Source organism: Gardnerella sp. C0684A1, from assembly GCF_055326835.1.
This window is the reverse complement of the sequence record NZ_JBLTSX010000003.1, coordinates 233,887-256,700: the sequence shown is the minus strand read 5'-3', so window position 1 is coordinate 256,700 and position 22,814 is coordinate 233,887. Positions and strand designations below refer to the sequence as shown.

The following is a 22,814-nucleotide window of genomic DNA, read 5'->3' as shown; positions in this document are numbered from 1 at the left end:
TTTATTATTTATTATTTTATTGTTTTACGCTGTTAAGCGCCAACGATTTAGTGCTTAAACTTGTTGCCGTAGCTATCTTCGCCAGCTTCAGCAATAGCTGCAGCCTTGCGTGCGATAGCCAACTCTTCGTTCGTTGGAATTACAGCAATAATCACAGAGCTGTCTGGAGTGGAAATAACGCGTGGCTCCTTAGAACGAACAAGGTTCTTTTCCTTGTCAAGCTTAACGCCGAATGGCTCAAGCTTTTCGCATACGCGAGCGCGCACGATTTCATCGTTTTCGCCAACGCCTGCTGTGAAGGTGATAACATCAACGCCACCCATTTGAGCAGTGTAATTGCCAATGTATCCAACAATGCGATGAACGTATACGCCGAGAGCAAGCTCAGCGTTTTCATCACCTTCAGCAATAAGCTTATGAATATCACGCAAATCGCCGTGGCCAGTCATACCCATCATGCCGGAACGCTTGTTGAAGAGAGTATCAAGCTCGTCCACGTTCATATGAGCGTTGCGAATAAGGTGGAAGACTACAGCTGGGTCAATATCACCGGTACGGCCGCCCATCATTAAGCCTTCGAGTGGGGTTAAGCCCATAGAGGTTTCAATTGGCTTACCAGAAATCTGAGCAGAAGCAGAAGCGCCGTTGCCAATGTGCAAAACAATCTGCTTCAAACCTTCTGCAGGCTTACCTACAACGCTTGGAACAACAGAGCCAATGTATTCGTGAGAAGTGCCATGAGCACCGTAACGACGAATATGATAGCGATCTGCGATTTCCTTATTCAAAGCATAAGTTGCTGCAACCTGTGGCAAATCATGGAAGAACGAGGAATCGAATACCATAATTTGTGGAACATCTGGCAAAAGCTCAGTCATGACTTCAGCGCCAACAGCTTCTGGGCCGTTGTGAAGTGGAGCCAAAACTGCCAAATCCTTAACCTTATTGATTGTCTTAGTGTTTACTAATGCAGGCTTAGGGAATGTTAATCCACCCTGAACAACGCGGTGACCGACAGCAACAATGCCAGACTCTGAAAGCTTTGGACCATATTCCTCGAAGAATCCAAGTACGCGTTTCAAACCCTGCTCGTGGTCATGAACTGGCTCATCGAACTCATGCTTTTCACCATTGAATACGTGCTTGTAGTGGCCGTCAACTGGCTCGCCAATTTTCTCAACGATGCCGGAAGCGATACCTTCGCCGCTTTCCAAGTCAACGAGCTGATACTTAATAGAACTAGAACCAGAATTGATAACAAGAACGGTTTTTGCCATGTGGGCATCCTCCATAAAGTATTAAATAAGGCCGTATATTGCCATGTGATATTGTATCGTCAAGTTCCTACAACACTAGTGAAATCTAGTATTGTAGGAACTCAAAATTTTAATATTTAGTTATAAAATTAATTTTGTTTTAAAATATAATTTATGATTGAGCTTCTATAGCAGTTAGAGCAACAGTATTAATAATGTCTTGAACAAGAGCTCCTCGAGATAAATCGTTAACAGGTTTATTTAAGCCTTGAAGTATTGGGCCTACTGCTAGTGCTCCGCTGGATCGTTGTACCGCTTTGTAAGTAATGTTTCCTGCGCATAAGTCTGGGAATACGAAAACGTTAACGTGACCTGCAACAGAGTTTTCTTTTGCTTTTGCTGCTGCAACTATCGGAGACCATGCTGCATCGAATTGTATTGAACCAACTACTGCTAAATCAGGAGCTTTCTGTTTAACTAATTGTGTAGCTTCTTCTACAATATCAACATCAGGTCCTTTTCCTGAACCAAGAGTTGAGTACGATAACATTCCGACTTTAGGTTCAAGTCCGAATGCTAAAGCCGTGTGAGCAGATTGTATAGCAATATCAGATAACTGTTCAGCAGTAGGATTTGGGTTAATTGCGCAATCTGCGAATACTGCTACATGATCTTTGAAACACATAAGGAATGCTCCAGAAACCAGCTTAGAACCAGGCTTAGTTTTGATAACTTGAAGAGCAGGACGCACAGTGTTAGCGGTTGAATTTACAGAACCAGAAACAAGACCATCTGCTTGACCTAGAACTACCAGCATTGTGCCGAAGTAGCTTGCATCAGTTAGCTGTTCTCGCGCTTGCTTTTCTGTCATTCCTTTCTTTGAACGCAATTCGCAAAGCTTTGTAACCATATGGCTAAGCATTGCTTCATCGTGCATTGATTGGAAACTTGCTTTGCAAACTGATTTAAGATTTAATTCTTCGGCTCTCTCCAATATAGATTCACGTTCTCCGACAATTATTAGGTTGACTATATCTCGTTCGAGTAAATAATCTGCGGCTTTAAGAATACGATCTTCTTCTCCTTCTGGCAAAACTATTGTTTTTTTATTAGATTTTGCTTTGCCAAGTAAACTGTACTGAAAAGCGTATGGTGTTGTTGGTGCATTGAACGGTTGTCGAAGTGTATTAAGTAAGTCGTCCTCATTTACGTATTTAGTGAAAGTTTCTAATATTTTGTCAGTATTTTTCTCGTCTAAAGGTGGCAAAATCCATAGTGGTGTTTGGCTTACTTTAGATTTTTCTTCGTTTAGATTTATGTAATTTCGAGAAGTATAGTTTCGTACTACTTCGATTCCTAAATCTTCAGGGCAGTTTGTTACAAATACGCCTAAAACTTTCGTACAGGACTTAATAATACAAGCGTTTGCTGAATCAATTGTCTGTAAAATTTGCTGAGCGTTTCTTCCATTAGCTGATACTGTTAGCAAAACAGGAGAAGCTAAATCTGCTGCTACTGTAGTGTTGAAAGTAAATAAATCTGGATCATATACTTGAGTTTCTTCAGTTGTAATAATCACTGATGCTTGAGATTTTGTGCTTTCAATTAATTCGTGGTAATGCGAGACAATATCTCCGCGTAATGTTTCTTTATTTGATAAAACTGTTAGAGGATCTGTTGCTACAATCTGTTCTTCTGTTGCTGTAGTTTTAGATATTCTGATAAGTTCACTTGTAAAAGCATCGTTAATATCTGCTGATGTTCTAAAAACAGTAGTAGCGTAATGGTTTGCTAATATGTGTGCTACGCCTAGCGATACGGCATTGTGACCCTTTGCGTCTTCAGTGCTTATAATAGCGACATTTACGTGTGACACGATGTGTTCTCCTTTGATACGTTCGTGTTACTTTAGTATGTTTTTATATTGCATGCACTAATTTATTGCCGCATGCGCTCTGCAATACAATCCAACTTCGTCTATTGTATGTGAATTGCGTAATGTACACGCACGAAAATAGTTGTTGCTTAGTATATTTTTTGTGTTTTTATTTTTTTATATAAATCGGGAGTTAATCCGTTTGGACTAACTCCCGAAATGTTTATTTAACCAGTTTTAACTTTATCAGCTTAAAACTACTCGTTATCGCCAGCGGTTGCAGCGGTAGCGGTGACAGCGCCTGGCTTGTCGGTCTTAACGCCTGGCCACACCCAATCGGTGTAGTCTGGGTGATCGTAGCCCTTGTCAACAGCGAACTGGAAGGCCTCGAGACGGAAGTCCTCGAGCTTCTTGATTTCGTCGGCATACTTAGCGGCGTCAACCATGCGCAATGCTTCAGCGGTAAGCTCGTAACGATCCATGTCGTTAACGCGAACCATGTCGTATGGCGTGGTGGTGGAGCCCTGCTCCTTGTAGCCATGGACGTTGAAGTTGTCGTGGTTTGGACGATCGAAGATCAAGCCGCGAACGTCATGTGCATAGGAGTGGTAAGCGAGAAGGACTGGCTTGTCAGCGGTGAAGAGCTCAGTGAACTCTTCGTCAGTCAAAGCCTCGTTGTTTTCCTTAGCGGACTGCAACTTGAGCAAGTCAACAATGTTAACGACCTTGAACTTAACGCCAAGCTTGTTCAACTTGTCGGCAGCGGCCATCAATTCCTGCTGTGGAACATCGCCGATACCAGCGAGAACAACCTGAACTTCGTCATTGGTCTTAGCGTTGGAAGCCCACTTCCACTCAGCAGCACCCTTCTCGAGCTCTTCGCGAGCTTCGTCGAGGGTCAACCAAGTAGCAGCTGGCTGCTTACCAGCGAAGATTGCGTTGATCATGTTGGTGGACTTGTAAACCTTCTCACCAACAGCGAGCAACATGTTGGAATCTACTGGGAAGTAAATGCCGATAACGTGATCGTTGTTGAAGGTCTTGTTCAAAAGAACAGAAGTTACGCCTGGATCCTGATGGGAGAATCCGTTGTGATCCTGACGCCATACGTGAGAGGATACCAACAAGTTCATGGAGGAGATTGGCTTACGCCATGGAATCTCACGAACTGTAGCTTCGAGCCACTTTGCGTGCTGGTTCAACATGGAGTCGATAACGTGTACGAAGGACTCGTAGGAGCTCCAAATGCCGTGACGACCGGTGAGCAAGTAAGCCTCGAGGAAGCCTTCCATCTGATGCTCGGAGAGCTGCTCGGTTACCTGACCGGTAACTGCCATGTGCTCATCGACTAATTCGGAGAGGTAGCCTGCGTCCCACTGCTTGTTGGTTACTTCATAAGCAGCCTGCAAACGGTTGGAAGCGGTCTCATCTGGTCCGAAGATACGGAAGGAATCTGGGTTGTTCTTGATTACGTCGCGGGTGTAAACACCAAGGCGACGGGTAGCTTCGAGCTGACCCCAGCCGTGACCGAATTCCTTAACTTCCTTAACCTCATAATCGTCAAGGTTTGGAAGCTTAAGATCTTCGCGGATACGACCACCGTTGGCGTTTGGATTCTGGCCAATACGAAGTTCGCCCTGTGGCATGAAGGAAAGAACGTCTTCCTTAATGCTGCCATCTTCATTGAAGAGCTCTTCAGGCTTGTAGGACTTCATCCAGTTCTTCAAAACCTCGAAGTGAGCTTCGGTGTCGCGAGCAGATGCCAGTGGCACCTGGTGTGCACGCCAAGAACCTTCAGTCTTCTTGCCGTCGATGAACTTAGGGCAAGTCCAACCCTTAGGGGTGCGGAAGATGATCATTGGGTAGAATGGACGGGTTACGTCGTTGGTCTGAGCTTCAGCCTTGATATCGCAAATCTCGTCGAAGATGGTCTCGAACATGTCGGCGAAGCGACGGTGAATGGACATGTGATCCTCATCGTCGAAGCCAGCAACGAACTCGTATGGTTCGTAGCCCATACCGTGGAAGAACTCGTGAAGCTCTTCGTCGGAAATACGGGAAAGAATAGTTGGGTTAGCAATCTTGTAACCGTTCAAGTGCAAGATTGGAAGAACGATACCATCGGTACGTGGGTTGACAAGCTTGTTGGACTGCCAACCAGTAGCCAAAGGACCGGTTTCAGCTTCGCCGTCGCCGACGATTGCTGGAACGAACAAGCTTGGGTTGTTCATAACAGCGCCGTAAGCGTGGGAGAGTGCATAACCAAGCTCGCCACCTTCGTGGATGGAACCTGGGGTTTCAGGAGCGAAGTGAGAAGGAATACCACCTGGGTAAGAGAACTGGCGGAAGAACTTCTGCAAACCAGCTTCGTCCTTGGTGATCTTTGGATAGTACTCAGTGTAAGTGCCATCGAGGTAGGACTGAGCAGTACCAGCTGGGCCGCCGTGGCCTGGACCCATGATAATCACAGTGTTCTGCTGATGCTCAGCAATGAAACGGTTAATGTGGCCGATAAGGAAGTTAAGGCCTGGAGTGGTGCCCCAGTGGCCCACTAGACGATGCTTAACGTCTTCGCGAGTAAACGGCTCCTTCATTAGAGGGTTGCTACGAAGATAAATTTGGCCGATTGAAAGATAGTTGGCAACACGCCAGTACTTATCTACGCCTTCGATAGCAGCCTCGGAAACTGGAGCGTTGAGCTTCTTCCAAGGTGTGCCAATAACAGGACTCGTCATGTGTACTCCTGTACTCAAGCACTTTTCAGTGCAATTTGATCATTACCATTTGGTTATAGAAGCTGAAAAACAAATGTATTCAGCTCTTTTTCCATCCGTTTCAGTATAGTGCCAGCGTCTGACTTTTGTTCGTTTGATTACTTACTGCGTGCGAATTTGTTGAAAAAATGTGTTAAAGTGTTCATAAAAAACTGTTCAAAAGTATCATTTATGTTATATTCTATGTTAACTTCCTTGTATTACTACGGTTCTGTATTTTTATACTTTGTTCATTTACGGCGTTTCGCACAAACGTAACGTCTAAAAGCGCAACTAGTATTATAGGAATTGCGCAACGCAATAATTTACTGATATATACGTCCTCTATGTGCGTTGCTGTTTAAGCAACGTACCATATATATAAGGAGAATCATGGCAAAAGGTCCGGTTCTTGTTGTTGATTTCGGCGCTCAGTATGCTCAACTTATTGCAAGAAGAGTACGAGAAGCAAATGTGTACTCGGAACTTGTGCCTCACTCTATGCCTGTTGATGAGATGCTTGCAAAAGATCCTCAAGCTATTATTCTTTCAGGTGGTCCTGCATCAGTATATGAAGAGGGTGCTCCTAGAATTGATACCAAGATTTTTGAAGCAGGTGTTCCTGTGCTTGGAATTTGCTACGGATTCCAGGTTATGGCTCATGAGCTCGGTGGAGATGTAGATAAAGCTGCTCTCGGTGAGTATGGTAAAACTTCTGCGACTATTGATGATTCTGAAGGCTTGCTTGCAAATTCTCCTGTTGAACAAAATACATGGATGAGCCACGGTGTTGCGGTTAAAAGCGCTCCTGAAGGTTTTACAGTATTAGCGCATACTCAGGGTGCTCCAGTTGCCGCAATGCAGGATGAAAGTCGCAAACTTTATGGAGTTCAGTGGCATCCAGAAGTAAAGCACACTCCATTGGGCCAGGAACTTATTTCTACATTCTTACATAAGTGTGCAGGATTAGATAATAATTGGAATCCTTCTAACATTATTGAAGATCAGGTTGCTAAGATTCGCGCAGAAGTTGGGAATGCGCAAGTTATTTGTGGTCTTTCTGGTGGAGTTGATTCAGCTGTTGCTGCAGCTTTGGTGCATAAAGCAATTGGTGATCAGCTTACTTGCGTTTTTGTTGACCATGGTTTGCTTCGTAAAGGCGAAGTTGAGCAGGTTAAGCATGATTTTGTTGAAGCCACTGGAATTAAGCTTATTGCTGTGGATGCAGAAGATGACTTTTTGGATGCTCTTAAAGGCGTGAGCGAGCCGGAGCGCAAGCGCAAGATTATTGGCGAAAAGTTTATTCGCACATTCGAAAAAGCTCAGCGTCAGGTTATTGAAGAAGCTGGTAAAACTGGAGCAGAAGTTAAGTTCCTTGTGCAAGGCACGCTTTACCCAGATGTTGTAGAATCTGGCGGTGGAGACGGTGCTGCAAATATTAAGTCGCATCACAACGTCGGCGGTTTGCCAAAAGATTTGAAGTTCAAGCTTATCGAACCTTTGCGTACTTTATTTAAAGATGAAGTTCGAGCTATTGGTACTGAGCTTGGTCTTCCAGATGAGATTGTGTGGCGTCAACCATTCCCTGGTCCAGGTTTGGGTATTCGTATAGTTGGTGAAATTACACGCGAGCGCTTAGCTGTGCTTCGTGAAGCAGATGCTATTGCAAGAGAAGAGCTTTCTAAAGCTGGATTAGACCGCGATATTTGGCAATGCCCAGTTGTGTTGCTTGCAGATGTTCATTCTGTTGGAGTTCAGGGAGATGAGCGCACGTATGGTTCTCCTATTGTGCTTCGTCCAGTAAGCTCTGAGGATGCTATGACTGCTGATTGGTCGCGAGTTCCGTACGATGTTCTAGCCAAGATTTCTACTCGAATCACGAATGAATGTCGTCAAATTAATCGAGTTGTTCTGGATGTCACTTCTAAGCCGCCTGCAACTATTGAGTGGGAGTGACAGCTTAAGTGAGATAAAAACTGCCAAAATATAAACATTTGTTTATACTGTAAAACATTTGTTTATTCTTGATAAAAACTGTAAAAATTTCTTTAAAATGAAGCGTTTCATGAAAAATGGAACGCTTTTTTCTGTATTAATGGCGTGTCGAATTTTTTAAAAACAGATAAATTTCCGGATTTTATTACTATTTTATAAATATTTTAGTAATAAATAGCGTTATTTTAATCATTTATAATGTTTTAACGATACAATGAAAAAGACATGAAACAACAGTATGAGCTGTAACAGTAGTTGTTGGCTGGGTGTAAAAACTACTGCTCGTAGTAGCTCTTACTACTTTGCTTCATTGCGGAACCGTTAATTTTGTATGTGTAGTTTTACTGTGCTACGAAACTATCCGTGAATTTCGAATAGTTTCGCCTACGGTATCGTTTGCGAAGTTTGTAAGATATTTTTACTGCCAATAACTACGTAAAACCGCTCAACCATATCGAAACTATATCGATTGAAATATAGGTAAGGAGAGTTACGTGGACGGCGTTCTGTCAGTGTTACTCGATATTTTTAGGCAACCATCTGTAATAGTTGCACTTATTTCCTTCATAGGACTTGCGGTTCAGAGAAAGAAATTCTCAGATATTTTGCAAGGTTCAATTCGTACATTAGTTGGCTTCCTGGTTCTGGCTGCTGGATCTGGTGTTATTACCGAAGCGCTTAATCCATTTGGAATCATGTTCCAGCATGCTTTCCATGTACAAGGCGTAGTTCCAAATAATGAAGCGATTATTGGAACTGTATTGCTCAAGTATGGTTCAGAATCAGCGATTATCTTCTTCTTTGGCATGATTGTTAATATCATCCTTTCTATTACTTCTCGTTTCAAATTCATTTACTTAACAGGTCACGTAGCTTTTTACATGGCAAGTATGCTTGCTGTTATCTTCAATGTTGCAGGATTTAGCACGTGGGAAGTTTTGTTGTGGGGATCTATTGCTCAAGGCTTGTTTACTACTATTTCCCCTGCGCTTGTTCAGCCATTTATGAGAAAAGCTTCTGGTAAAGATGACGTTGCTTTAGGTCATCCTGCTGGCACTGGAGTTGCTTTAGGCGCATTAGTTGCTAAGCTCACTGCTTCAAAGAAGCGTCCATCGCCTTCTACAGAAGATATTAAATTCCCTGCAGCTCTTGGTTTCTTGAAAGATACTACTGTACTAATTGCCCTTTCTATGGCTGTAATTTATGTTACTGTTGCATTATTTGCAGGAGCTACCTACGTTGAAACTCAATTGTCTCATGGACAGAACTTTATTGTATTCGTTATTTTGAAGGCTGCTGAATTCTCTGCAGGCGTATACGTTATACTTGCAGGCGTTCAGGTTGTTTTGGATGAAATTGTTCCAGCATTCAAAGGTATATCTGAAAAGCTGGTAAAAAATGCTCGTCCTGCATTAGATGCTCCTATGACTTTTGGTTTCGCTCCGAATGCTGTTTTGATCGGCTTCCTTTCCAGTTTTGCTGGAGGATTAATTGGTATGGCAGTAATGATCGGGTTAGGAACAACTATTATTATTCCTGGAATTGTCGCTCACTTTATGGCCGGTGGTGCTGCTGGTGTGTTTGGCAATGGTCAAGGTGGTAGGCGTGGATGCGTAATTGCATCATTTATAAACGGTCTTTTCATTACATTCCTTCCTTTGTTCCTTCTTCCTGTATTAGGAAACTTGGGAAGCGCAAATTCTACGTATTCTGATGCTGATTATGGTGTTGTTGGTGTAACTCTTGGTTATGTCAACATTGTTGGTGGTCGCGTAGTGTTAATAGCTTTGATACTTATTTCTGTAGTATTGTTCTACGCTTCATCAATACTTATTACTCGCAATGAGAAAATTCGTAGTAAGAGAATAAAGGAAAATTTAGAAAAGTCTATATAACTTCGAAATAAAACAAAATTAATTCTCATATCATTCGAAATTGTTTATTTTAACATAGATTTGTTTGTTTTATGGTAATACTGTAGGATGAGACGAGTTATTAGTTTTACATGAGCCGTTATTACACTTTGCGCGCTTATGCACGCTAGTGGTAACGGCTTTTTGCATATCTAATATTTGAATACATAGGAGAGTGATAGTATTGGCAGACGGTATTCCTAAATACATTGCTGTGCGCAATAACCTTCGTCAGCGCATAGAAGCAATGGACCCTGAGGAACAATTACCTACAGAATTAGAATTATGTAAGCATTACAATGTTAGTCGTATAACATTGCGTCATGCTGTTGATAATCTTATTTCTGAGGGTTTACTTATTCGTGAGCAGGGTAGGGGTACTTTCCGCTCTCCTAAAATTATTAGTAGTAGCAATCGGTCTATATTTTCTGATTGTGCACAGGGATTTTATGAACACTGTGCTTCACCTGAATCTAAAATCAGAGTAGAAGTTATAGAAAACGACGTCATTAAAGATGAAGACGCAGCAATACGACTTGGGTTAAATCCTTCTGATGAGTTGATTTGTTTGAAGCGTTTGCGTTATGTTGATGATGTAGTTGCGCATTACAGTGTTATGTATTTATCGGCTTCTCGATTTCCGAAAGTACTCACGAACAATTTTAATAAGGAAACTTTAAGCGACTTTCTTTTTAACGCTTATGCTGTTCAGCTTGTAGAAAACGAAGTTAAAGTTCGTGTTGAACGCGTTTGTGAATCAATGGCAGATATTCTCAATCTTCCAGTAGATACTCCTGCATTAGCAGCAAGTTCTATAGTAAAAGATAAATTTGGCACTATAGTAACTTTTGGCGTTGCAATTTACTCTCCTTATAGTGGGGAAATTAAGTTCAATCTGCATTCTCAATCTAAGTAATAAATAAACGTAAAGTAATAAGCAAAGTATTTCAACGGGTTTGTGTTTTACTGTATTTGCTTTTATTTTATAGTGGCAGTTTTGAACACGAGTGCTTTTAGTATTTTGCTTGCGATAAGGCCTTAGCGTATTTTTGTAATACGTTAGGGTCTTATTAATTTTTGTGCGTGTAGTATTCTGCGCGCGCTGCAAAAGCTGGAATATGAGTTTAAGATTATGATGAAAAATAAAAAATCTCAGCGGAATATGAGAATAAATCCGCTGAGACATCACATCGTGTCCGGAGCGGGACTTGAACCCGCACGCCTGTAACAAATAGGCACTAGCACCTCAAGCTAGCGCGTCTACCATTCCGCCACCCGGACGTTGTTTTAGACAACAGATAAGACTATAACATCTTTTTTTATTCTTCGCTTCGGCGTGTTGCAATTTTGTCTATTTTTGTAATAAATTTATCGTCAACAGGCTCATATGGTTGAAAATCAACAATTTTAACAGGCTTATTTATTACATTACCGGACTTATCAATAAATGAATGATTAGGAACATTTTCAGTATCTTTTCTTGGATAATCGAGTCTATTAAACGATCCGCGTGACTCATGACGTGCTAGAGAAGCTACTAATAAACTCTCTGAAAGAGTAAGCATATTATTAAGTTCCATAATTGCGCATAATTCTTGGTTTAATACAAGCGAAGTAGTGTGTGCGCGTAAAGATTTTGCTTTTGGAATTATCTGATTTTTTAATACTGATAATGCTGTTTTCAGTGTATTCTCGCTGCATCTTACTGCTGCAGCATTTTCCATAATATTTTCTAGATTCTTAAGTATCTCATAAGGGTTTGTATCATCATCTTTGAGTAGTTTTGTTGAATCTAATTCTTTATTCTCATTTCCGTCAGTTTTATAAGAACTATTATTGCAATCTGATTTTTGATTATCGCAATTCTTTTCGTTTTCAAAAAGCACGTTGTTTAGGAAATCGATGCGATTTTTAGATGTATTTTTAAGTGTTTCTGCGTGATAATCTAGTTTGTTTTCGTTACTGCAATTTTTTAGCAACAATTCTGCCATATTTAATCCTGCGAGTTTACCAAAAACGCAAGCGTCTAAAAGTGAATTTCCACCCAAACGATTAGCTCCATGCACTCCTACGCATGCGCATTCACCTGCAGCGTACAGCCCGTTAATAATAGTCTGGTTTTTTCCATCCCAAGTATATACTTCTCCATTTAAAGTAGTTGGTATTCCGCCCATTGTGTAGTGTGCAGTAGGACGAATTGGAATTAAATCTTTAGTAGGATCCATATGTGCATACTGTTGTACAGTTTCGTTTACTTGTGGCAATACGCTTAATATTTTTTCTTTGCTTATGCTGGTCATATCTAGCCAGACGCAATCTTTTCTAGATTTATTATCGTTAATGTCTGCAATACCGCGTCCAGCATCAACTTCAGCTACAATTGCTCTACTAACTACATCTCTAGGGGCTAAATCAGCGTGAATTGGATCATATTTTTTCATAAAAGCTTCGCTTAAGGAGTTACGAAGAATCCCACCTTCTCCTCTAGCTGCTTCAGAAAGCAGTATTCCAGTATGAGAAAGGCCAGTAGGGTGGAATTGTACAAATTCCAAATCTTCAATCTGTAATCCAGCATTTAAAGCAAGTGCCATTCCGTCGCCGGTTAAATCCCAAGAGTTTGAAGTTGTCGCAAAAATGCGGCCTGCTCCGCCTGTTGCTAAAAGTATGCAAGAGCTTTTTATTTCATGTAATTTACCTGTAGGTTCGTGTAATGCTACTAAACCTTCTACGCTGTGAGTTTCTTTATTTATAGCAATATCTGTTACGTAACATTCTTCTATAAAACTTACGTTATTTGCTACACATTGTTGCCAAAGTGAGTATAAAATTTGATGCCCAATTCTATCGGCTGCGTATGCCGCGCGTTCTATAGGTTCTTTACCAAAGTGAGCAGTATGTCCTCCGAATCGACGCTGATTAATATGGCCGTCGAGTGTTCGCGAAAAAGCAACACCATCATGCTCCAATTCAACTACTGTATCGAGCGCATTAAAAGCAAGAATTTTTGCTGCATCCTGGTCACTAAGCCAATCTCCTCCTCGAACAGTATCGTAATAATGCCATTGCCAGCAATCTTTAGTAACATTTCCCAGGCTTGCTGCAATTCCACCTTCAGCAGAGCCTGTGTGTGAACGTAATGCTTGTAATTTTGATAGCACAAGAATACTAGGTCTTTTGCCAGCTTCTATGAGCTTTTCGTATGCTTTTGATCTTATAAACCCAAGCGCTGCGCAAAGTCCTGCAGCTCCTGAACCGACAATAACTGCATCGTAGTTTTCGTGTAGTAATAAAGTTTCAGGTAATTTGCGCTGCTTGTTAGATTCTGCCTGCATACTGTTTTCTCACAATCTTACATATTTCTCATATTATTGTGGCAAGTTACTAGCTTTAATTGTACGCATAGTAGTGAGTAATCTTTTCTGCTATATTATTTTTACTTAACCAACTATTTAGTAATAACTAAGTTTTCATTGTTTCGTTTAATAATACCGTCTAATTCAAGCATTGTTATGATTCCTGAAACTTCAGCTATAGAAGGAGCATTTTCGTTACTTGAAGTATTTTTATAGCATGTAACTATTTCGGAATACACTGTATCTACAGTTGCATCTTCCTTCTTTCTTCTACATTTGCGTATCGCTGTAATAATTTGTTCTTGCAATGAATTTTTGCAATCAAAAGTCACAGTTTTATCAGAATTACTGGTATCTTCTTTTGCTTCATTTTGATTATTAGATTGTTCTTCGCGTTCTACTTTAGATATCTTTGGTGAATAATTTGATTGAGTTGATGAAATGTAATGGTGAGATGTTGGAAATATTTCTTCAATATCATATTTAGAACGAATCATTATTGCTTTTCCTTCATGAATAATATTGTTGCATCCTGTGTTGTGAGGACTAGTTATATCTCCTGGAACAGCGTAAAGTTCACGGTTTAAATCTGATGCCCAAGTAGCAGTATTTAGTGCTCCGGAACGAGCTCGCGCCTGAGTAACTATTACTTTAGATGCTAGAGCCGCAATAATTCTATTTCTCAGAAGAAAACGACGAGCTATAGGCGTTGTGTCTGGGCAAAGTTCGCTAATTAAAGCACCACCGTTTTCAACAATCGAATCAAAAAGAATTTTATTAGAGCTAGGTCCAATATTATTTAATCCACCTGCAAAAACTGCTATTGTTCTTCCAATTGGCAGAGTGGATCCAATATTTGAACTTAAAGCATCTAATGCACCCCAATGTGCTGCAGCATCTATTCCAAAAGCTCCTCCAGAAATTATGCTATGCCCTTTTGATGCGCATGAGTAAGCAAAATGGTATGCAAGATCGTGTCCATAATCTGTGCACCCTCGCGAGCCTACTATAGCAAGAGGTTGTCTGCATTGTACGAGTGCGTATGGGTTTCCAATACCCCATAAGCATAAAGGTGGCGCCCATTGTCCGCGAATTGCTAAATCTTGCAACTGTTTAGGCCAGTAAGGGCTGTGTGGAGCCACAATCCACTGTTTTGAAGACATTGTAAACCATGATTTCAAATGTTGTGTATCCCATGTAGGAATATGAATTAAACGCATACACCATATCGATATTGATTTGTGTAAAGCAATATCAGTTTGTGTATCGTTCGCTTTTTTATTTCCCCAAGCATTAAGACCTATTTTGAAGTAGTGTTCTAAACGTTTAGTAAAATCATTTTGCTTAATAATTTTCATAATTTCTTGGCGGCTCTGTTGAATTGATTTATCTATAGTATTTTTTGCAGATTCCTCATCGTTTTGAGCACATTGTGAAGTAAAAGCAAACTGCATTTGTTCTGCTTTTGGTTTTAACATATGCTTTTGTATATCATCAGAAATTGCTCGTAAAGCTTCAACAATTAGTTGAGCCTTTTGCGCTCCAAGTAATAAAGCGTACATAATCGCATCAGCGCCTTCTAAACAAAAAGTAAGAATAGCTCGCGCTAATGTTTCTTCATCTGGTGAGTACAAGTTTTCCTGGTTATCAAGTTTTATACCTTGTTTGCTAACTGTGTTCATAATCTTGTCCTTAAACTAATTGCTTGAGCTACATCAGATACGTCTGGTGAAGTGTGTCCAGCAAGATCTGCCAAAGTCCACGAAAGACGCAGTGCACGATCTGCTCCTCGTAAGCTCAATTGATGTTTTTCTAAAGCGCGATTTATAAGAGAAATTGCCTGAGTTGAAGTATTTTTTCGAAGCCAGGTTCCTGAAGCTTTAGCATTACAATTCCATCCTTGTTCTTTAAATCTTTCCTGTGCTGTCAGGCGTGCTGTAATCACAGTTTTTCGCATCATTTCGCTAGTTAGCACAGTTGATTTCGACTCGTATTGTTTATGATCGCGTGAAGATGTGGTTATATGCTCAACCGGAGGAACGTCCATCTGAATATCAATACGATCTAAAATAGGTCCGGAAAGTCTTGAAAAATATCGTATTCGATCTTTTTCTTTGCAAGTGCAGCGCTCGCCGTTTCCATAAGCGTATCCGCAAGGGCATGGGTTTGCTGCAATTACTAGCTGGAATTTTGCAGGATAAAATGCCGTTCCTTTAGAGCGTGATACTGCTATGAAACCAGACTCTAGTGGTTCTCGTAAAGTTTGTAAAACTCTTGGTGAGAATTCAGGAGCTTCATCCATAAAAAGTACTCCGCAATGTGCTCTAGTAATAAGACCCGGTTTTGCTAATCCAGCTCCTCCTCCAATAAGTGATGCTGCTGAAGAAGTGTGGTGCGGAGCTTCAAATGGAGGTATGTCACTAATACCGTAATATGGCAAAGTTCCACAAAGAGATCTTATAGATGCTACTTCTAGCTGCTCGTTCTCATTAAGTGGGCACATGATACTAGGCAATCTAGATGCGAGCATAGTTTTTCCAGAGCCTGGAGGACCAATCATCATCACGTGATGTCCTCCTGCTGCAGCAACTTGCAAAGCCCATTTTGTATGCTCTTGTCCGATTACTTCCGACATGTCGCCGATTTTGTTATAAATTCCTGTACCTGATGGGGAAATATCTTTTCCATTTGATTCAGAATTTTCTATATTTTCGTTTATTTTTCTTTCATTTATGCGAATACGTTTATATATAGTGTCTTCTTCTATAAGTTTTAGTGACTCTTCGGGAAGTTTTCCGTTAAGTTGGGTTATTAAATCTACAATGTGATGAACGTCTATTACTTCTATACCTTCTAGTAATTTCGCTTCCTTCATATTTTCTCTCGGAATAACAAGTCGTTTCATTCCTTGATTTTTAGCGTATAGCGATATTGGAAGTATTCCTTGGATAGGTAGTATAGTTCCGTCCAAATTTAATTCGCCTAATATAACTGTTTTATCTAATTCTTTAAGTGGAAGTATTCCTTCTGCCGCAAGAATGCTCGCTGCTATAGCTAAATCGTAGGAGGAGCCGCTTTTTGGCATAGAAGCAGGGGATAAGTTCACTGTAACTCTCTTATCTGGCCACTTGCAGTGAAGAGCAGTGTACGCTGATTTTACTCGTTCTCGAGCTTCGCTTAGTGAGGTGTCTGGAAGACCGATTATAGAGAATCCAACTGTTCCGCTCGATATGAATGCTTGTAATTGTATAGTAAAAGCTTTTAATCCGATTAATCCTACGGAAAGTGCGTTGCCAATAACCATTAGAAAGCTCCTGTAAGGTGTGTAAATTCGATTGCTTTATCGTGAATTGGATCTATTTTCGTGCTATTTTCTTTCATGCTCGAGTTGATGTAAGTATTTTGATTGTTCTCTCGTATCTCCTGAAGTGTTTGAAAAGTAAGAGCACTGTCAGAGTACGTGTATTTTGAAACTACTAATATTGAAACAATGTCAAACCGTATGCTTCTGTGCGGTATTTCTGATCCATGTTCACGCAACCATTGCATTCCGGTTCTTTTTACTTTTCGCTGTTTTTCTACGCTAACTGCTTCAAGTGGAGTACCGTAATTTGTGTTTCGTCTAGTTTTTACTTCCACAAACACGATAGTTTTATTGGGAGTAAGCATTATGATATCTAGTTCTCCGATTTTGCTATGCCAATTTTTATCTATGATTTTCCATCCTTTTTGTATTAGTCGTAGTGCAGCATACTTTTCTCCACAAACGCCTAGTTCTTTATTGCCTATTGAGTGTTCGAAAAGTTGTTTAGATATTTGATCGATAGCATTATCTATGTTTTGATATTCGTAGTCGCACCCGGTGTAATAATCCTCATTGCGGTGGTTTACAACATGTTTTTGCACGTTGTACTCGGCGTCTTCAAGCGTTCCGCCAAACGCATAATTATTCTTCAACATGTCGCAATTTCATCATTGTTTGAGTAGTTAAGCTATGTTTTTTGCTTATTGTGGATACAGGCTCTGCGTCGGCGTGTTGCGTTCATTTTTCAGTATTTTGTTGAATATTTTTTAGAAAATTTTTCGCATAAACTTGCGCTTTTGAGAATGCGTTATAGGTAAAGCTGATAACGATACGTTTGTTATCTTGTTGTTCATAGTTTAATGTCGTATCACTAGCAAAAATAGCTGAGCATAGTTTTGCAATGTTATTAAAAGATTAGTAAGCGAAAAATCGATTCGAGGAGGGGTATTATGAGCAATACTGAAGAAGCGCAAGGAAAGTATCATTTTGAAACTTTGCAATTGCATGTTGGTCAAGAGCAGGCGGATCCGGCAACTGATTCTCGTGCAGTTCCTATTTATCAAACAACAAGCTACGTATTCCATGATTTTGATCATGCTGCAGCTCGTTTTGATTTGCGTGATGCTGGAAACATTTATGGTCGTTTAACGAATTCTACTCAAGATGTTTTTGAGCGTAGAATTGCGTCTCTTGAAGGTGGAACTGCAGCTTTGGCTGTTGCTTCTGGTGCAGCAGCTGTAGATTATGCTATTCGTAACATCACGCAGCAGGGCGATCACATCGTGTCTTCAAAGAATGTGTATGGTGGAACTTATAACCTTCTTCGCCATACTCTTCCTAGAGATGGTGTAACAACTACTTTTGTGGATCCTAAGAATCCTCAAAACTTCGAGGATGCTATTCAGCCAAATACGAAGCTAGTGTACTTTGAAACTTTTGGCAATCCTAACGCCGATTTGCCTGATTTTGAGGCTATTTCCGAGATTGCTCATCGTCACAATCTTCCTGTTTTTGTTGACAACACTTTCGCAACTGCATACCTTTTCCGTCCACTTGAGCATGGTGCAGATATTGTAGTTGAGTCTGCTACGAAGTTTATTGGCGGTCATGGTACAACTCTTGGTGGCGTTATTGTTGAAGGCGGTAATTTCGATTGGGCTAAAGTTCCTGGAAAATTCCCAACTCTTACGGAAGCTGATCCTAGCTACCATGGTTTGAACTTCTATGAAGCTTTAGGATCTGTAGCTTTTGTTACGCGTATTCGTGCGATTATTTTGCGCGATACTGGTGCTTGCATTAGCCCGTTTGCAGCATTCTTGCTTTTGCAAGGCACGGAAACTTTGAGCTTGCGTGTTGAGCGTCACGTTGAGAATGCGTTGAAAGTTGTTCAATATTTGCAAACTGTGCCAGAAGTTGAGTCTGTAAGTCATCCTTCTATTGAAGGTCGTTCTGATCACGAGCTTTATAAGCGTTATTTCCCGAATGGTGGAGGCTCTATTTTCACCTTTGATATTAAAGGTGGAAGGGATGCAGCTCGCGTATTTATTGACAATTTACAGCTTTTCTCACTTCTTGCAAATGTTGCTGACGTGAAGTCGTTGGTTATTCACCCTGCATCTACCACGCACTCTCAGGAAACTCCTGAAGAATTGGAAGATCAGGGTATTCATGAAGGCACTATTCGTTTGTCTATTGGAACTGAACATATTGACGATATTCTTGCTGATTTGCAGCGTGGATTTGACGCGGTTCGTAAAGCAGGTCTTGCTTAAATAGAAAAGAGAAAACAAAAGTTATTAATTAAAAAATATTCCTGAAGATCCATTACCATTTTATTCGGAGCGCATATTGTATTTGTATGTGCTCCGATTTTTGTTTATATATTCTGTAAATTTGCGCATCATACTTTAGTATGAGACGATAATTTTTTCTAAATAATTTCCGCCTTACGTACGATAGTAGAAAGCTTTCTTTTCGCGTAAATTAAGTATTAGCAACATATTAACTATGCGATTACTACTTTTTAAGAAAAGGAGCAGTTATGAACAGTTCGTACGAAACAAGCTCATACGAGCGAGAAAATGCTTTAGATTCTAGAGCAGATTTTAATCAGAACTTGATTGGTGAAACAGCGGTTGCAGCTTTGCATGTTGTTAAAGATTTTGGCAAGGGTGCGGGCATTGTTCACGCTTTGCGAGATGTAAGCGTTAGTTTTGAGCGTGGAAAATTCACGGCGATTATGGGCCCGTCTGGATCTGGAAAGTCAACTTTAATGCACTCTTTGGCTGGTCTTGACAGTGTTAATTCTGGGAAAGTTTTGGTAGATGGCCTAGATATTACAGGCATGAGCGATAAGCAGCTTACACTTATGCGACGCGAAATGGTTGGATTTATTTTCCAAAGTTTTAATCTTCTTCCAATGTTTAGTGCTGAGCAAAATATTCTTATGCCTCTTACTTTGGCAGGCAAAAAGCCAGATAAGCAATGGTTTGACATCCTGGTTAATACTCTTGGCTTGCAAAATCGTTTAAAGCATAGGCCTGCTGAACTTTCTGGCGGTCAGTGTCAAAGAGTTGCTATTGCGCGCGCTTTGATTTCTAAGCCTTCCGTAGTTTTTGCAGACGAGCCTACTGGTAATCTCGATTCTGCTTCTAGTTCAGAAGTTTTGCATTTCTTGAAGAAGTCGGTAACAGAGCTTGGTCAAACTGTGATTATGGTTACTCACGATGCTGTTGCAGCGTCTTATGCAGATAGAGCAATCGTATTTGCAGATGGTCAAATCGTTGAAGATGTATATCACCCTACTGCAGAAGGCATGAGCAAAATGCTTATGGAAAGAAGCGAAGTAGATCATATTAATAATCAACCGTCTCAATTGCAATAACAAGGTGGTGAAGTTAGAATGTGGAAAATCGCACTAAAACTTATGCGTAAAAGCTCACGCATGCTAATAGCTTCTGGAATTGCAATTCTTATAGGCAGCATGTTTATGAGCGCTACTTTGCTTTTTGTAAATAGTGTTGACGACTTGATGGCTCGTAACGCAACAGAAGAATTCGGTAGCGCAAATTATGCAATCTCATTTAAGAATCCTAACAGTTCTCCGAGTAGTGAAATCCATTATAAAGATCTTCACTTAGACAAAATATCGAAGATGCCTGGTGTTAACGCTATCCGTAGTGACGATACGTCTACTCTTGTAAGAGTAGAAAAAGGCGATAAATCAGTTACAAGTATTGCTTGGTCTACTGGCTTGTATGGTAATCTTCCTGTGTATAAATCAACAGAAGGTAGAGATCCGCAAAAAATAGGCGAAATTACACTTATTAAAAGTGTTGCTAAATCAATACATGCAAATATTGGTGATGCTGTAACTTTGGTTAAAGTAGATGATACTGGTGGGAATAATGAAAAATCATACGATGTTCATGTGGTTGGTCTTGTAGACGATGGAGAACATTCTCAAATACCAACTTCATATCGCGGCATGTATCTTGGTGGTATAACGAATGATTTTTCTGCAAAACTCAACAATCTTAAAAATTTTGACGATCAAGTTGTGCAAAACAAAGTATATATGAGTGTTGATGATGCGAAAGCAAGTGATTTAGCTCCTAAAATTAACGCTTTGCTTCCAGAGAAATTCTCTTTTATGTCTAGGCATGAAGTTGGTGTAAAAGTTGTTCGAGATGTGTCCAACGGCACTAATTTCGTGGTTATGTTCCTGTTGTCATTTGGTATTCTAGCTTTGCTGGTTTCTTCGCTTGTAATAGCAAACACATTCCAAGTTTTGGTTGCTCAACGCAGACGCACTCTTGCGCTTTTGCGCGTAATTGGCGCGCAGTCGCACCAGCTTTATTCTGCAGTTTTGCTTGAAGCTGCAATACTCGGAGTTATTTCTGCAAGTGTTGGTGTGCTTTGTGCAATCGGATTTATGGGCGTTATTAGTAACGTAAACATTAATTCTGGCCCATTATCTAGGCTTCCTTTGATTGTTTCACTTTCAGCAATTGTGTGGCCAATTGTAATTGGCGTGATAGTAACGGTTCTTGCGTCTATTGGTGCTGCTAGGTCTGCTACAAAAGTAACGCCTATGGAAGCATTGCGACCAATGGATTTGATTAAAGATAAGCGAGCTAGTATTGTTCGAGCAGTTTTTGGCGTTCTATTTATTGTTGTAGGTGTTGTATTTACTGCTTTAAGCGTTAATGCTTTGTCAAATATGATTGCTCAAAAATCACCTAATGCTGGTTCTGATTCTTGGATGACTTTGCTTGGAGCAATGTTTGGATGCGCGCTTGTGTTCATTGGTATTGTTATGACAGCCACATTCTGGATGCCGCTAGCTATGAAGACGACCGGCGCAATCATGGCACTTTGTGGGCCAGCATCTAAAGTTGCTAACGCAAATGTGCAGCGAAATCCTAGAAGAGTTGCAGCAACTGGAACTGCTTTGCTTATAGGTGTAACGCTTGTTTCAACAGTGGTAATGGGCGCAACGTGTGGTAAAGCAACTCTTAAAGGTTTTGTTGATGATAGATACAGTGTTGACATTATTGTTCAAGGCAAGAATGTTGACGAGTCTCTAGTTGCCGATATTTCAAAGATTAGTGGAATAAAGCATACTGAGTTGCTTCCTGCGGTTCCTATGACTTTTAAGAACGCCAAAGGCAAAACTGAGTACGCTATGGTAGCTGGAGTTGATAATGCAGATCAACTTCGAAATGTAATGCATACTGATCTTGATGGCGTTGAAATAAAGAAAGATTCTGTGCTTTTGCCTAAGTTTGACAGTGAGGGTGGAAAGCCTTTTAGCCTTAAAGAAGGAGACCTGAATTTACAAGCTTACGTAGAAAAGTACAGTTCTGGTGAAACAGATGATGGTAATATTACGCCATTCACTGGTATGAATACGGACTCTAGTAATAACGATAAGAACATTACCGTAAAGCAAGTTCAGTTTAAGAAGTATCGAAATGTTGGTGTGCATTCAAATAATACCGCTTTTGTGAGCAAATCATACTTCAATAACTATCTTAAGCCTACAACGCATATGCTGCTTATTTCGGTAGATTCTAGCAAAGCTAATCTTATAGATATTGTTAAAAACATTCGAAATGTTACATCTAATTATGCTGAGGTTGTGACTAGTGGAAGCGTATTCCAGCGTGCAACGTGGGAGAGTGCTATCAATACGATTATGATGGTGTTCATTGGATTAATAGCTGTAGCTGTTGTGATTGCCTTAATAGGTGTTGCAAACACATTAAGCTTGTCTGTTATTGAGCGAACCAAAGAATCTGCAACTTTGCGCGCAATAGGCATGACAAGAGGCCAGGTTAGAAGATCTCTTGCGTTGGAAGCAACGTTGATTTCCTTAACAAGCACTGTTTCTGGCTTGATTGTTGGAACAGCGTTTGGGTGGATTGGATCCTACATGGTGTTTAGCGTAATTGGCAAAGTTCCGTTTGTAGTCGATTGGACTATTTATGCGGTTCTTGCTCTAATTGCTTTGCTTGCAGCGCTTCTTTCTAGCGTGCTTCCAGCTCGTAGAGCAGTGAAGTCTTCGCCAGTAGTTGCGCTCGCGGAAGAATAGATTACAAAAAGCTATCTGTGAAAAGATAGTTTGCATAAGTTAAGTTGTTGGGAAATAAATATAATGTCGATGCGCATATTTACGCATCGGCATTATATTTTTCTTTTATTTACGCGACACTCTGAAAATATTTGTATTATCATTATTATTTTTTATCAAAACTTATGCATAATTATGCAATAAATATAATATTATGTATAAAAATAGCATTTTTTATTAGTAATTTTCAAAAATAATACGATTATTATTCATTATGACAAGTTTTAT

13 protein-coding genes and 1 tRNA gene are annotated in these 22,814 nt (G+C 40.3%); 6 read left to right on the top strand and 8 right to left on the bottom strand.

What is annotated here, in order from left to right; genetic code table 11:
* Window positions 1-47 precede the first annotated feature (47 nt).
* From ACNEUN_RS04350 to ACNEUN_RS04340, 3 genes are all read right to left on the bottom strand, one after another.
* Window positions 48-1,277 carry an acetate/propionate family kinase gene (locus ACNEUN_RS04350; protein WP_463631062.1) on the bottom strand — a complete coding sequence of 410 codons (1,230 nt, stop codon included), beginning with the start codon at window positions 1,275-1,277 and terminating at the stop codon, window positions 48-50.
* A gap of 151 nt (window positions 1,278-1,428) precedes the next feature.
* On the bottom strand, window positions 1,429-3,132 hold the full coding sequence (gene pta / locus ACNEUN_RS04345) for a phosphate acetyltransferase (protein ID WP_463631060.1): 1,704 nt from the start codon (window positions 3,130-3,132) through the stop codon (window positions 1,429-1,431).
* A 257-nt stretch (window positions 3,133-3,389) separates the two neighbouring features.
* Window positions 3,390-5,867 (bottom strand): phosphoketolase, encoded by a 2,478-nt coding sequence (locus tag ACNEUN_RS04340; RefSeq protein WP_463631058.1) that lies wholly within the window; start codon window positions 5,865-5,867, stop codon window positions 3,390-3,392.
* A gap of 411 nt (window positions 5,868-6,278) precedes the next feature.
* On the opposite strand from ACNEUN_RS04340, the gene guaA reads away from it, so the two are divergent.
* The 3 genes from guaA to ACNEUN_RS04325 all read left to right on the top strand — a co-directional run bounded on the left by guaA (window position 6,279) and on the right by ACNEUN_RS04325 (window position 10,709).
* Window positions 6,279-7,841, top strand: coding sequence for a glutamine-hydrolyzing GMP synthase (gene guaA, locus ACNEUN_RS04335; RefSeq protein WP_427876752.1), 1,563 nt, complete (start codon window positions 6,279-6,281; stop codon window positions 7,839-7,841).
* 533 nt (window positions 7,842-8,374) lie between these two features.
* Window positions 8,375-9,775, top strand: coding sequence for a PTS ascorbate transporter subunit IIC (locus ACNEUN_RS04330; protein WP_463631056.1), 1,401 nt, complete (start codon window positions 8,375-8,377; stop codon window positions 9,773-9,775).
* Between the two features lie 202 nt (window positions 9,776-9,977).
* Window positions 9,978-10,709 carry a GntR family transcriptional regulator gene (locus ACNEUN_RS04325; protein WP_427877688.1) on the top strand — a complete coding sequence of 244 codons (732 nt, stop codon included), beginning with the start codon at window positions 9,978-9,980 and terminating at the stop codon, window positions 10,707-10,709.
* A 277-nt stretch (window positions 10,710-10,986) separates the two neighbouring features.
* Here ACNEUN_RS04325 and ACNEUN_RS04320 read toward each other — a convergent pair.
* From ACNEUN_RS04320 to ACNEUN_RS04300, 5 genes are all read right to left on the bottom strand, one after another.
* Window positions 10,987-11,074 (bottom strand) — tRNA-Leu (locus ACNEUN_RS04320).
* A 38-nt stretch (window positions 11,075-11,112) separates the two neighbouring features.
* Window positions 11,113-13,125 carry an FAD-binding protein gene (locus ACNEUN_RS04315; RefSeq protein WP_463631053.1) on the bottom strand — a complete coding sequence of 671 codons (2,013 nt, stop codon included), beginning with the start codon at window positions 13,123-13,125 and terminating at the stop codon, window positions 11,113-11,115.
* A gap of 113 nt (window positions 13,126-13,238) precedes the next feature.
* Window positions 13,239-14,828, bottom strand: coding sequence for a DNA-processing protein DprA (dprA, locus tag ACNEUN_RS04310; protein WP_463631051.1), 1,590 nt, complete (start codon window positions 14,826-14,828; stop codon window positions 13,239-13,241).
* Window positions 14,825-16,450 carry a YifB family Mg chelatase-like AAA ATPase gene (locus ACNEUN_RS04305; RefSeq protein ID WP_427876760.1) on the bottom strand — a complete coding sequence of 542 codons (1,626 nt, stop codon included), beginning with the start codon at window positions 16,448-16,450 and terminating at the stop codon, window positions 14,825-14,827. Before ACNEUN_RS04305 ends, dprA begins: the two co-directional genes overlap by 4 nt.
* Entirely contained in the window at window positions 16,450-17,106 is a 657-nt protein-coding gene (locus tag ACNEUN_RS04300; RefSeq protein ID WP_463631049.1) for a YraN family protein, read from the bottom strand. Before ACNEUN_RS04300 ends, ACNEUN_RS04305 begins: the two co-directional genes overlap by 1 nt.
* Before the next feature lie 294 nt (window positions 17,107-17,400).
* Between ACNEUN_RS04300 and ACNEUN_RS04295 the strand changes: the two genes are divergently transcribed.
* From ACNEUN_RS04295 to ACNEUN_RS04285, 3 genes are all read left to right on the top strand, one after another.
* Window positions 17,401-18,723 carry an O-acetylhomoserine aminocarboxypropyltransferase/cysteine synthase family protein gene (locus ACNEUN_RS04295; RefSeq protein WP_463631047.1) on the top strand — a complete coding sequence of 441 codons (1,323 nt, stop codon included), beginning with the start codon at window positions 17,401-17,403 and terminating at the stop codon, window positions 18,721-18,723.
* Window positions 18,724-18,992: 269 nt separating this feature from the next.
* Window positions 18,993-19,835 carry an ABC transporter ATP-binding protein gene (locus tag ACNEUN_RS04290; RefSeq protein ID WP_427876766.1) on the top strand — a complete coding sequence of 281 codons (843 nt, stop codon included), beginning with the start codon at window positions 18,993-18,995 and terminating at the stop codon, window positions 19,833-19,835.
* Window positions 19,836-19,853: 18 nt separating this feature from the next.
* Entirely contained in the window at window positions 19,854-22,547 is a 2,694-nt protein-coding gene (locus ACNEUN_RS04285) for an ABC transporter permease (RefSeq protein WP_463631044.1), read from the top strand.
* The last annotated feature ends 267 nt before the right edge of the window (window positions 22,548-22,814 follow it).